This window comes from uncultured Adlercreutzia sp. (genome assembly GCF_958431955.1).
In the GTDB taxonomy this organism is placed as follows: domain Bacteria; phylum Actinomycetota; class Coriobacteriia; order Coriobacteriales; family Eggerthellaceae; genus Adlercreutzia.
In genome coordinates, this window is sequence record NZ_CAUASN010000022.1 from 28495 (window position 1) to 39940 (window position 11446).

Genomic DNA, 11446 nt, shown 5'->3' on the forward strand with positions numbered 1-11446 from the left:
GTTAGTGGCAGCTAGCCCCTATTCTTTTCTTCCCACGACATCCTCGCGTTTATCCTCCCTCCATGTTTTCCATACCTCAAGTATGAAAGCGGCGATGGTCGAAACCATCGTCAGCACGTTAAGAGCTTCCAGGATTATCTCCATAGGCAACACTCCTCTCGAAGCGCCGCCCACGTTCGGACTTTGCCAGCCTGCCTATGATACCCGTACGACAAGAAGAAGGTGACCCGCGCGGGCCACCTTCTCCAAATCACTTAATGCGAATGTGTACCAGTCGCCACTAACTATCCGTTTGAAGTGGCCCCGTCGCCGAATTCGGCGAGAATGCCGCCAGCCGCCATATAGCCTCCCACAAACGCCAAGCCCAAGTCGGCGTACATACCCGTCAGGGGCTTACCCGCAGGATTCCCATCGCCCGCCGATCCGCCAGCCGTATGCCATCCCGCATAGAGACCGGGAATAACGGCGCCATCGATAGAAACAACCTGCATACTCGGATTAACGCGCAAGCCGCATTTTGAGCCGAACACATGACCGCCCAAGGCTGCACCGTAGTAGGGCGGTTCATTGACGGGAATCATCCATTCGGGCAGATAGGGATAGGTGGGCATATAATCCTCCCCCTCTGCGCATGCCTCGTTCCAACGAGCCACAGCGTTCACGAGCACACCCCGGCCAAGCCCCAAGGACTCCTCCAACTCTTCAATGGTATCGCACTTTTTGATAGCACCGCCCTCGACCATCATCTCAAAGCCCGTATGCCAATCACGCAGCCACTCGGGAACGCGGTCGATGAGGGGATCGTCCTCAGCTACGATTTTCGCCTTGCGGCAGATAACCTGGCCGAAATAGTTGCCCATCACCAGCTGATCGAATTTCGAATCGAAAACGCAGTAAGTCTTCCCGCCCGGCTGGGACATCTCGATGGCAGCCGTTTCGCACAAACCGTGGGATCCGGGTGCGGCATTGGGATCGTAAGGATACGTCGTCGCCGATGTGGAGATGTATGGAACGCGCTGACCATTACGGTTGATGCGCAGCCACGGCTGCCGAAGCGCCTGATTGCCGTCCTTGTTAATGTGAGCATCCATCTCGGTATCGTACTCATCGTACTCGACCCACCACACTCCGCCATCGAAGGCGCCCGTGGAATCATAGCCCGCAAGGTCGGCTCCAACCCCCTGGCCCATGCGAATGCACTCGCCCGTGCCATTGGGCGGCGTCGCAATGTTGGCAATACCCCGCAACGCCGTTGGCGAGTACTTGGACATCATGGCGCGATTGATCTCCATACCGCCAGCTGTTAGCAGCACCGCTTTGGAAGCCTTAATGTGCTGCTTCGCACCCTCGGAGGTCACCAGAACGCCTTGCACGCGTTCTCCGTCATACACCAAGGCCTCCACGGTGCAGTTTGTACGGAACTCAGCACCCTCCGCCTGCGCCCTCTCCGTCAATAGCTGCATAGGAACCAGATTGACGTTAATGCCATTGGTAGGCGTCGACATCCCTTCCCACTCCAAAAGCCCAGCGCCGGCAGGAGATGGGTTCATGGGAACCCACTTCGCATCGGCCTTTTCAATCATCCAATCGATGCACTTCGGACCCTCAACCGCCATGGCGCGCAGAAGTTCCGGGTCGCCCGTGTTCTGCTGGCAATCGAGCATGAACTCGACAATGCCATCAACATCGTACGGATAGCTCGGGTAAGCCCACTGGTTCGCCTCGGCCTGAGCATGACCTCCGAAATTCGAGAACACCGAGGAATGTTTCGAATTGCCCCCGAGCTCGCCAAGACGCTCGAGCACAAGAGGACAATAGCCCGCCTGAGCGAGACGAATGGCCGCATTTACGCCGCCCGCTCCCGAGCCAACGATTACCACATCGACTTCCTCATCCCAGCCTTCGGGCACCGCCACCGGGTCGATAGGCGCCCGGGCCGCCTCGAACGCATCGCGTTCATCGCCAGCCGCCCCCGGAGTCGACAGCGTCTGCTCGCCCGGTGCGCAGCCAACCGCACCCGCAACCGCCACGACGCCGCCCAACAATGCAGATCCCTTCAAAAAGCTCCGTCGATCCATGCTCGTCATCATGAAACCCCTTTCCCAATACTCCTCCAATACCAGAGGCCTCGCTTGGCTCGGCCTCTCCTTGCTCCACCATAAGCGAGTCCCCTAGGCTTTCTCTGGACAAACAGCGGCCACCCTTGCACGAAACAGCTACCCCGTGACAAAAATTCCTACAGCACCGCAACTTCTTTCTTCGAAAGGCGGAGTCGACGCTGCGTAATATGCGATAGTAGCTACCGAAATGACCGTTTTGGCGCCAAGAAGGGCCGCGGAAAGGATGCCGTATGGACATGCGACAACTGAGGGAATACCTCGTCTTCGCAGAAGAGTTAAACTACTCACTAGCGGCAAAGCGGCTCTTCGTTTCCCGCCCAGCCCTTGCCGCCCATCTGGCAGAGCTGGAAGATGAGCTCAACTGCCAGCTGATAAACAAGCACGGCGGCCGAGCCTCTCTCACCACTGCAGGCAGACAATTCGTCGATGTGGCCCAGCGCTTCACAGACGAATGGGATGCGATTGTCGACACTTACAGCCACCTCACCGACAACCTCATTGCCGTAAAAATATCTGCCTCGAACCTCCCCTGGATTGAATCTGAGCTCTTCGCGGCTCGGCGAGCGCTCCAAGAAAGCCACCCCGAAAAGCAACTGTCCATCGTGATAGAAAACGGCCCTTTAAGCACCGCTGACGCCCTTGCAGCAGACGAGAACCGCATTATTGTTGCCGGCTATAAGCAAGGGAGTCCGGCAAACCCCCTGGATTCCCCGCTTATCAAAGGGTTCAAAGTCAGCACGGAGAAAATCCTCCTCCTGGTCGCCCAGAGCAACCCTCTCTTCAAGAGAGACATCCTCTGCGCAGCTGACCTGTCCGGCTCAACGCTTCTCGTTCCACCCGATATATACGCCGGCTACCAGAGAGACCATATGACCGAGCGCTTCGCCTCTCATGGCGCAGACATTGCCATCACCACCATGAGCTTCTCTGATCACTTCGAGTACTTTTCGCACGACTTCGGTCAGAGCATCGGCATTGCGCCCACAACTCTTCTGCCGCGATTCGGCATCGAGCAAAGGCCCGACCTTAAGACCTTCTCTCTAGCGGACATGGACATCTCGTCGGATTTTTACGTTCTCTTCAACCGCAATTTCGTGGAAACCGAGAACGGCAGGCTCCTCTACGACGAGATGCATCGAGCCGCCAACCAATCGCGCTAGGACTCACTCTACAGACCCATCTCGTCCAGCAAATCAGCGCGGTGGGCGTTCAGGTAGTCTGCCATGTACGGGATGGCGAACTCTATCTCGCCGCGAGCTCGCGATTCGACGACGTTCTCCTTGATGAGGCGGCTGCGATACGAGTTCAGCTCTGTCAGCCGCATCAACCGCTCAGGGGCACCCGGGCCATTGCCCATACCGTCGACAAAGGCCTCCACGATAGCGTCGCGACCGATGAGCTCGGGCGGCATCTTCCCTGCTGTCGGCTTGAACGGATTCATAAAACCCCACTTCACCATAGCTTTATAGCAAATTATAGCAAATTATAGCAGTGGGAGGGTGCGAGACCGAGACAGCAGGCCGAACCGATCAGGCCTCCTCGGGTTCCAGGTCGTCCAATGCGGGGGCCGGCCGGTCCTTCGCGGTCGTGCCGCTCCGCAGCGAGGCGAAGGCGTCGGCGAAGGGGACCGGCTTGCCAGCTACGGCGCGGAAGGCGATGGCATTCGTGGGGCAGGCGTCGATGCAGTCGCCGCAGCGGGCGCAATCGTGCACCGGCAGCTCGCCCAGGTCGGGATGGCGCAGGTTCACGTCGAAGGTGCACACGGTGGCGCAGCGCGAGCAGGCCACACCCTTGGCCGTTTCCAGGCAGCGCTCGTTGTCGATCACCGGCACGGCCGTGCGGCTGAAACGCGAGAAGAGGCTCATGAACGCCGAGATGGGGCAGAAGCGCCCGCACCACTTGCGCAGAAACACCAGCTCTATGACGAGCATGGCCGGCACGAACAAAAGCGACCAGTTCAAATCGCCCGCCCCGAACAGGCTCACGAGCAGGGCCACGGCCGCGAAGGACAGCCCCACCGGGCACACGAGGCAGAACACCGGAAACCCGAACACGGCGGTGGTGAGCACCGCACCTCCCAGCACCGCATGACGCGAGTCGAACTTCGCGTTGCGCTTCGCATGGCAGGCGCCGCAGGAGGCGCAGCCGTGGCCCTCGCGAGTGGCTGCCGAAAGCACCTCGATCTCCTCGGCGGCCAGGGCCTTGTTCTCCTCGGAGGCGGCCGCCAGCTCGGCCTCGCGCTTCTTCACCGGCTTGAAGAACTCGCCCACGCGGCGCCACAGCGTCACCGGGCACACCCAACCGCAGAAGGCGCGGCCCAAGAGCAGCACGAGGGCCACGGCCACCACGATGCTGAGAACCGCCCGGGGAACGAGCGTCTTGGCCGCCACCATGGACAGAAGCGCCCCCACCGGGCAGAGCACGGCGATGTCGCCCGCCCCGAAGCCGCACCAGGTGCCGGCGGCCACGTTGGCGATGAAACACGCCGCCAACGCCACAAAGGCGACGGCGACCACCGCGGTGCGCGCATTCTTGAACTTCATGGCAACCACCCTACCCTTCCAACGGTCTCACGACGATGGCCCGCTCGGCGGCGTTCATGGCCGAGCCGGCCTGGGCCGACACGCACACGGCCTCGCAGGCCCCGCAGCCGTTGCACTTCTCGGCATCCACCACGGGCAACCGCGTGTCCAGCGCCTCGGAGGCGTCGGCGTTCTGGTAGTAGATGGCGGCGTTCTCCTCGCCGCGCACCTGGATGCACACATCGTGGCAGAACGCGCAGAAGCTGCTGCGGTAGGCGATGCAGGTCTCGGTGTTCAGCACCGCCACGCCGATGACCTCGGTCTCGGGCGCGTAGTCGGCAGCCAGCTGAAGCGCCCCGGTCGGGCACACCTCGGCGCACAGCGGCACGCCCCCGTTGCGCTCGGCGCACATATCGCAGTAGCGGAAGTCGTCCAGCTGGCCGGGGTAGCAGTCCGAGAACTCCATGCACGGCGTGCGCATGTTCAAAACCCCCGCGCCGATGGACGCCGGCACGATGACCTGCTCGGGGCACGCCTCGATGCACCGGTAGCAGTGCACGCACTTGGAAACGAGGTTCTCCTCGTCCTGACCTCCCGGCGGCCGCACGAGCGCCTCGCTTCCCAGGTAGCGCAGCGAACCCAAGCCCGCCATGGCCACCGTGGCGCCCACGCCGATGCACAGCGTGCGCCGCGAAAGCGGATTGCCTCCAGCCATGCTCTTCCTCCTTCTCCGTAAGAAACGGGAGCGGCCAGCCAGCCAGCCGCCCCCATCCGAAGCGCCTTACGAAAGCGCGCTCGTCTCCACCCAGATGGCGGGGCGGATGCCCACGTTGCCGCCGAGCTCGCTCGCGAGCTCGGAGCCATGATCCTCGAAGCCGTCGTGCAGCTCGCCGGCCATGCGGTAGCCGTCACCGTGCACGTAGCCATCGTCGGTCACCACCGAGGCGTAGCCGGCGTAGTAGCCGTTGGAGCGCAGCCACCACACGGCAGCACCCTCGGGCTGATCGGCATTGCTCGCCGTGCCCACGTAGACGCCCTGGGCAACAGCGTAGTCGGTGGGATGCGCCAAGCGGGCCGCGTCGTTGGCGAAGTACTGCTTCGCCTCGGCCACGCTCAGCAGGAACACCTGGTCGGTCGTCTCGTCGGCCACATGGATCGACGGGTCCGCCGCCGTGGCGCCCGTATGCGACACGTTGTTCTTCGTATCGGTCAGCGTCGTGGCAGCAATGGCGCCCTTCTCGTCGGCGCTGAACGCGGCGTTCAGAAACTCGCCGTTCAGCCACGCGCGCACCGAGCTGTCGGCCCACTGCACGTCCTTCTGGGGGCGCGGGGACTGCACCGACCACTGGTACTGCTCGGCCGAGGTGTCATAGGGCACCGCGTCGAGCACGTACTCGCTCACCAGCAGGGTCTTGCCGTCCTGCTCGGCCAGCTTCAGCCAGGAGATGGCCTGGCCCTGATAGGTGCCGAAGCTCACGGTGTCGAAGCTCTGCGCCTCGGCGGTGTTGGCCCCGGTGTAGGCGAGAAGGGTGTTGTCGCCCTTGGCCGGATCGCTCACCGGCGCGCTCTCGCTGGCGCATCCGGCAAGGCCCGCCACCAGGGCGCCCGCCGCCAGAACCACACCTACTTTCCTGTATATTCCTCGCATGAGAACCTCCTATGGTCCTGTCAGTTCGTCGAAGGGCGGGAAGACCCCGCGCGGAGCCCTCCCGAAGCCCGCTAGTACAGCATGAACAGGGTCTCGCCCATGGTGTACATCATGATGCGCAGGGCAACCGCGCACACCAGGCCGGCGATGGCGACCACCGCGCCCCACACCTTCCACGAGTCCTGCTTCTTGCCCACCAGGGCGCCTACGAGCGCCGCCACCAGGGCGATGACGGCCACCACGAGCGCGGTCAGGGAGTCGCCAGTGAACAGCGACACGCTCGTCGGGTCGGCCATGGCCACGTTGGGATGAGTCGGGTCGAAGTAGTACTGGAAGGACTGGAAGCTGGCGGAAGAGGCCTCCATGGCGAACATGTAGGCGGCCGACAGCACCGCGTTCACCGCCGCGCCGATGACGGCGAGCAGGCCGATGCCCTCGATCTTCTCACCCTGCACGGCGGCGATGAAGGCCACCGTGGCCGGGCCCATGACGCAGGCGGCACCCAAAAGCGACAGCATCTGGAGCACCGTGTCCCAGGCGGGCAGCGACGGCATCATGTAGCTGTGGCCCATGGCGAAGATGAGCACGAGCACGAGCACGATGCCCACCACGGCCAGCCACTGGGGCACCGTGTTGTCCTCACTGCGGCGCAGCATGAGGAAGTACAGCACCATGCACACGGCCAGAAGCACGATGGCGATGAGCTCCTGGGTGATACCCGAGCTCAAGTGGCCGAAGCCGTTGAACAGGTTGAACGGGTGCGTCAGGTGGAACACAACCGCGATGCCGCCCACGGCCAGCACCACCACCGATAGAATCAGCGCCGGCAGCTGTGCGGCGCCCCCGCGCTTCTGCAGCGCGAGGATGCACTGGGTGCCGAAGATGCCCGCGGCCCAGGCCAGAAAGCTCGTGAAGATGACGAGCGGGATTTGAATCTCCATGGGTTACTCTACCCCCTGCCATTTGATGTCGCGCATGATGTAGAACATGCTGGGCCCGTTGCCCACGTCGGTCAGCTGGTACACCTGGTCCTCGGTGAAGTCGTTCAGGAAGTCGCCGAGCTTCTCGCCGCGCGGCCCCTCGAAGGACTCGATGCCGGCCTCGGCGTCGCCGTACCAGCGGGCCATGCCGCAGCACTGGCTCACGCACTGGGGCAGCTCGCCTTGGGCGGTACGCTGCTGGCAGAGCGTGCACTTCTCCACGACGCCCTCCTCCTCGTTGAGGTAGCGCACGCCGTAGGGGCAGCTCATGACGCAGAACTGGCAGCCGATGCACTTCGACTTGTCGATCTGGATGGTGCCGTCGGGCAGCTTGTGGGACGCCTCGGTGGGGCACACCGACACGCACTGGGGGTTTTCGCAGTGCTGGCACTGCACGTTCAAAAAGTAGGTCTCCACATCGGGGAACTGGCCGGAACCGCCCTCCTTGGGGGTGGGGCCCACGCGCAGGGTCTTGTTCCAGAAGTTGCCGATGGGCACGCCATTGACCACTTTGCAGGACACGCTGCAGGCGAGGCAGCCGACGCACCGATCGAGGTCAGTGCAAATTGCGAGCTGTGTCATTTTCTCCCACTCCTTTCCTTTAAGCGTCGAACTTGTCGGGATGGATGCCCTCGTCGCAGATGGCCCACAGCTTCAGGCGCGGATCGGACGAGTCGTGGATGATCTCGGTGCCGTCGTTGCCGCAGGGCACGGGGTTGCCGAACGGGCTGTTCTCGGGCGTAGCCTTGTACACCTTCACCGGATAGCCGCGCACGGTGGACGAGCCGTTGTACTTGTCCTGGGCCGTGCGGTCCACGATGCAGTTGATGCAGGACAGCTTGAAGCCCTTGTCGGCCTGGGCGAGCTCGGGGTACCACCACTGGTGCTCGCAGTTGATGGTGCCCGGCGCGATGCCGTAGTACAGGTCCACGGTCTGGCGCACCTTGCCCCAGGGGCTCTCGATCCAGGCCCAGTCGCCCTGCTCCAGACCGAGCTCGGCGGCCGTCTCGGGGTTGATCTCCATGCGGGGCACCGGCCACAGCTCGCGGCACCAGGGCAGCTGGCGATGCTCGCTGTGGAAGTACACCGGGATGCGGCGGCCGGTGATGCAGAGGATCGGGTACTCCTCGTAGGTCTTCGCGTCGCGCACCCGGGAGTGGATGCCCTCCACGTAGTAGGGCAGAGCCTCGGTGTGGAAGCCGGGCGTGACCTCGGGGCCGTCGGAGCCGTCGGGGAAGTGCGACTCGATGGTGGTGGCCCACAGCTCGTGCTTCATCGTCGGCGTCGGGAAGCCGGGGATGTTGATGTCGAGCTTCGTCGGCTGCTGATGCGGCGCCTTGCGGAAGGCCTGGCCGATCTCGTAGCGGCGGTAGGAACCCCAGTCGTCGGGGAACACTTCCTTCATGTTCCACGTGCCGTGCTCCTGATAAGCCTGGGCGAACTCCTCCCAAGAGTCATAGGGAGCGCAGCCGCCGCCGTGCTCGGCGTCGAGGCACTCGTACTCGAGGGCGAGCAGGTCCACCGACTTGCCCGTCTCGGCCGACAGCTTCTCCCAGTAGGGATCCTCCGGGTCGGTGGAGAAGGGAACGCCGAAGTACGGGCCGAGCTCCAGGAAGTACAGCGGGTCGCTCTTGCACTCTCCCGGAGGGTCCACGGCCTTCACGCACAGGCTGAAGGAGCCGCCGGAGCCCTGGGCGATGCGCTGGGCGTTCATCTCGGTCCAATGGCACACTGGCAGAAGCACGTCGGCCGCGCCCGAGGTGGGCGAATGCCACAGGTTCGCCTCGAAGAGGAAGTCCAGCATGAGCAGGGCCTCCCAGTTGTAGCTGGCGTTGGCCATGTTCATGTGGTCGCCGGAGCCGATCATGCCGGCGTGGATCTCGTAGGGGGCGTTCGCATCGCGATGCATATACTCCATGACCGAGTTGCAGTCCGCCCACACGGCGTACCAGTACAGCATGGGGAACTTCTCGTAGCCAGCGATGCGGTTGTACAGCCCGAAGAAGGGCGCGCGCACGAAGGAGGCGGGGTTGGAGCCGCCGTCGGCGCCGGGGTACATGGACGTCGGGCCCGACTGGGTGGTCCAGCCGTTGGTGGCGCCGCGCTGGCCGCCGGGGGTGTCGATGGCGCCCACCATGGCGCAGGCGGCCATGATGGCACGGCAGTTCTGCGTGGACATGCCGTGGTGCTCGATGGCCAGGCCGTAGTTGATGCCGCCGTTGGGGATGCGCGGATCGTCGCGGGTGGCCCACTCGAGACAGGCGTCGGTGATGAGCTGCGCGTCCACCTCGGTGATCTCGGACACCTTCTCGGGGGTGAAGTCCTCCAGGTACTCGGCCCAAATGTCCCACACCGGACGGCCCTTGTGGGTGGTGCCGTCCTTCAGCTTCACGTCGAACTCACCGTACATGGCCGGGTCGATGAGGGGGTTGAACTCGGAGAGGTCGTACACCTTGCCGGGCTTCTTCGACTCGTCGTCGCGCAGACGGGAGAGGTCCTGGTCGAAGTAGCTCGTGGACTTGGTCCAGGTCTCGCCCTCCCAGTGGGCCTCCCCCACCTCGGGATGCGCCTGCCAGTAGGTCCAGCGGTTGTTCAGCTGGTCGAACACCAGGTAGCGCTGCGGGTCGCCGTCGCCCTCGATCTCCCAGTCCACCATGGTCGGATCGATGTCGGCCTCGGTGAGCAGGCGGGTCTGGTAGGCGTAGGGGTAGCCGCCGTTCTGCACATGCTCCTCGTAGCCGGTGGGGTCCATATCCGGCACCACGATGAACGGCGAGTTGGACCAACGCTTGAGGAACTGCCAGTCGCACAGATCGTTCTTCAGGATGAGGTGGCACCAGCCGAGGGCGAGCGCGTTGTCGGTGCCGGGACGCAGCGGCAGCCAGTACTTGGCGGTGCGGCCCAGGTTGGTCTGGCGCGGGTCGACGGAGATGAAAGCGTCGGCGCAACGGGCGACGTCCACCACGGTGCGGGCGGCGTCGTCGTAGTTCGACTGCGACTGCTCGGTGGCCCACTGCACGAACTTCGTGGAGTGGTTGATCAACTCCGACCACGACCAAGCCTGCACGTTGTCGATACGGCTGGCGAAATGGCGCGGGCCCTTGCACACCTGATAGGCCGCCACGATGTTCGGGGTGCCGAACAGCAGCAGCGCCATGCCGGCGTCGGACTGCATGCACCACTGACGGCCCGTGCCGCACCAGGTGAAGGTGGACTCGTTGCCGTACTTCGCGGTGATCTCCAGGATGTTGTCGGCGATGGTCTGGTAGGCCTCGTCCCAGGAAATGCGCACCCAACCGGGATCGTCGTCGCCCTTGGGGTTCGTGCGCTTCATGGGGTACTTGATGCGGTCGGGGTGGTAGGCCGCCTGGATGGACGCCTGGCCCTTGGCGCAGTGGTTGCCCATGGTCAGGTAGCAGTCGGCATCGCCCTCGGTGCGAATGACCTTCCCGTCCTGGACGTACACCCACACGCCGCACTCCACCTTGCCGCAGCCGCGGCAGCAGGAGCGGATGCGCGTGACCGCCGACTCGCCGGCGGCGGCGTTCTCGTTCTCGGCGAGAGCGACCGTGGGGCTGGCGGCCCCCGCGGCGGCAGCCACAGCAGCAGACACGGCGGCGGTCTTGACGAACGAACGACGTGTCATGTTCAGCTTGCCCATTTCATCCTCCTTCTTCTTCCTTCTCTTGCGTTCTCTCTCGGGAAAGGCACCCTGCGGCCTCGTGTTGCACATCGCCTCGGTCGGAGGCGCCGGACATTCCAATTCGCTCGGACAGTCCTCGCTTTATGGAACAGCCCGCTGGGCTGTTCCAGTCGCTGCGGAACTCGCTCGGTTGGAACGTCCGGCGCCTCCTCTCCGCTCAACCATGCTTGAAGGCATCAACCTGCTTTTCCCTCAACGTCACGATACGCCGCGCGGGCGGCATAAGGAATTTCCGAAGATGCCGCATTGACACCTTGGCAATGCCCATCTGGCATCGGTTATGCCGACGGGGAATAAGATGAGGCCGCAGCGGTGCGCCGCCGGCTTGTTTCATGCCGAAGCGGGGCGGTCGGCCACAAACGAAGCGGGGGGGGCGGGGGGGGGGGGCCCCGCGGGGGGGGGGGGGGGGTGCCACGGGGGGGGGTTGGGGAAGGTGGAGGCGCGGCCGGGCGGTGGGTTTTAGTGTTAGGGGG

General features: G+C 63.8%; 10 protein-coding genes. 1 reads left to right on the forward strand and 9 read right to left on the reverse strand.

Translation table 11 applies throughout. From position 1 onward, the window contains the following. Positions 1 to 18: 18 nt before the first annotated feature. Positions 19 to 144, reverse strand: a complete 126-nt coding sequence (locus Q5064_RS07815; protein ID WP_302963629.1) for a hypothetical protein — start codon at positions 142 to 144, stop codon at positions 19 to 21. A gap of 140 nt (positions 145 to 284) precedes the next feature. After that, positions 285 to 2090, reverse strand: coding sequence for an FAD-dependent oxidoreductase (locus Q5064_RS07820; protein WP_302963630.1), 1806 nt, complete (start codon positions 2088 to 2090; stop codon positions 285 to 287). 260 nt (positions 2091 to 2350) lie between these two features. Between Q5064_RS07820 and Q5064_RS07825 the strand changes: the two genes are divergently transcribed. Then, the gene (locus Q5064_RS07825; RefSeq protein WP_302963631.1) at positions 2351 to 3280 is read left to right on the forward strand and encodes a LysR family transcriptional regulator; all 930 of its coding nucleotides are present in this window, start codon (positions 2351 to 2353) and stop codon (positions 3278 to 3280) included. 8 nt (positions 3281 to 3288) lie between these two features. Here the strand turns inward: Q5064_RS07825 and Q5064_RS07830 are convergent, their stop codons facing one another. The 7 genes from Q5064_RS07830 to Q5064_RS07860 all read right to left on the reverse strand — a co-directional run bounded on the left by Q5064_RS07830 (position 3289) and on the right by Q5064_RS07860 (position 10931). After that, positions 3289 to 3561 carry a hypothetical protein gene (locus Q5064_RS07830; RefSeq protein ID WP_302963633.1) on the reverse strand — a complete coding sequence of 91 codons (273 nt, stop codon included), beginning with the start codon at positions 3559 to 3561 and terminating at the stop codon, positions 3289 to 3291. A gap of 88 nt (positions 3562 to 3649) precedes the next feature. Next, complete coding sequence (locus Q5064_RS07835; RefSeq protein ID WP_302963635.1) at positions 3650 to 4663, reverse strand: 4Fe-4S binding protein; 1014 nt, start codon at positions 4661 to 4663, stop codon at positions 3650 to 3652. A gap of 10 nt (positions 4664 to 4673) precedes the next feature. Next, on the reverse strand, positions 4674 to 5357 hold the full coding sequence (locus Q5064_RS07840) for a 4Fe-4S dicluster domain-containing protein (protein ID WP_302963637.1): 684 nt from the start codon (positions 5355 to 5357) through the stop codon (positions 4674 to 4676). 66 nt (positions 5358 to 5423) lie between these two features. After that, a complete protein-coding gene (locus Q5064_RS07845) occupies positions 5424 to 6263 on the reverse strand; it encodes a DUF6273 domain-containing protein (RefSeq protein WP_302963639.1) in 840 nt (279 codons plus the stop codon). 98 nt (positions 6264 to 6361) lie between these two features. Further along, entirely contained in the window at positions 6362 to 7231 is an 870-nt protein-coding gene (locus Q5064_RS07850; protein WP_302963640.1) for a DmsC/YnfH family molybdoenzyme membrane anchor subunit, read from the reverse strand. A gap of 3 nt (positions 7232 to 7234) precedes the next feature. Next, positions 7235 to 7852: a 4Fe-4S dicluster domain-containing protein gene (locus Q5064_RS07855; RefSeq protein ID WP_302963641.1), complete on the reverse strand. Its 618-nt coding sequence runs from the start codon at positions 7850 to 7852 to the stop codon at positions 7235 to 7237. A gap of 19 nt (positions 7853 to 7871) precedes the next feature. Continuing rightward, positions 7872 to 10931: a molybdopterin-dependent oxidoreductase gene (locus Q5064_RS07860; protein WP_302963642.1), complete on the reverse strand. Its 3060-nt coding sequence runs from the start codon at positions 10929 to 10931 to the stop codon at positions 7872 to 7874. Positions 10932 to 11446 lie beyond the last annotated feature (515 nt).

Bases quoted from the DNA above. Each gene is read 5' to 3' on its own strand.
- Q5064_RS07850 (WP_302963640.1), bottom strand. From the start codon at position 7,231: ATGGAGATTCAAATCCCGCTCGTCATCTTCACGAGCTTTCTGGCCTGG.
- Q5064_RS07855 (WP_302963641.1), bottom strand. From the start codon at position 7,852: ATGACACAGCTCGCAATTTGCACTGACCTCGATCGGTGCGTCGGCTGC.
- Q5064_RS07815 (WP_302963629.1), bottom strand. From the start codon at position 144: ATGGAGATAATCCTGGAAGCTCTTAACGTGCTGACGATGGTTTCGACC.
- Q5064_RS07835 (WP_302963635.1), bottom strand. From the start codon at position 4,663: ATGAAGTTCAAGAATGCGCGCACCGCGGTGGTCGCCGTCGCCTTTGTG.
- Q5064_RS07825 (WP_302963631.1), top strand. From the start codon at position 2,351: ATGGACATGCGACAACTGAGGGAATACCTCGTCTTCGCAGAAGAGTTA.
- Q5064_RS07860 (WP_302963642.1), bottom strand. From the start codon at position 10,931: ATGGGCAAGCTGAACATGACACGTCGTTCGTTCGTCAAGACCGCCGCC.
- Q5064_RS07820 (WP_302963630.1), bottom strand. From the start codon at position 2,090: ATGATGACGAGCATGGATCGACGGAGCTTTTTGAAGGGATCTGCATTG.
- Q5064_RS07840 (WP_302963637.1), bottom strand. From the start codon at position 5,357: ATGGCTGGAGGCAATCCGCTTTCGCGGCGCACGCTGTGCATCGGCGTG.
- Q5064_RS07830 (WP_302963633.1), bottom strand. From the start codon at position 3,561: ATGAATCCGTTCAAGCCGACAGCAGGGAAGATGCCGCCCGAGCTCATC.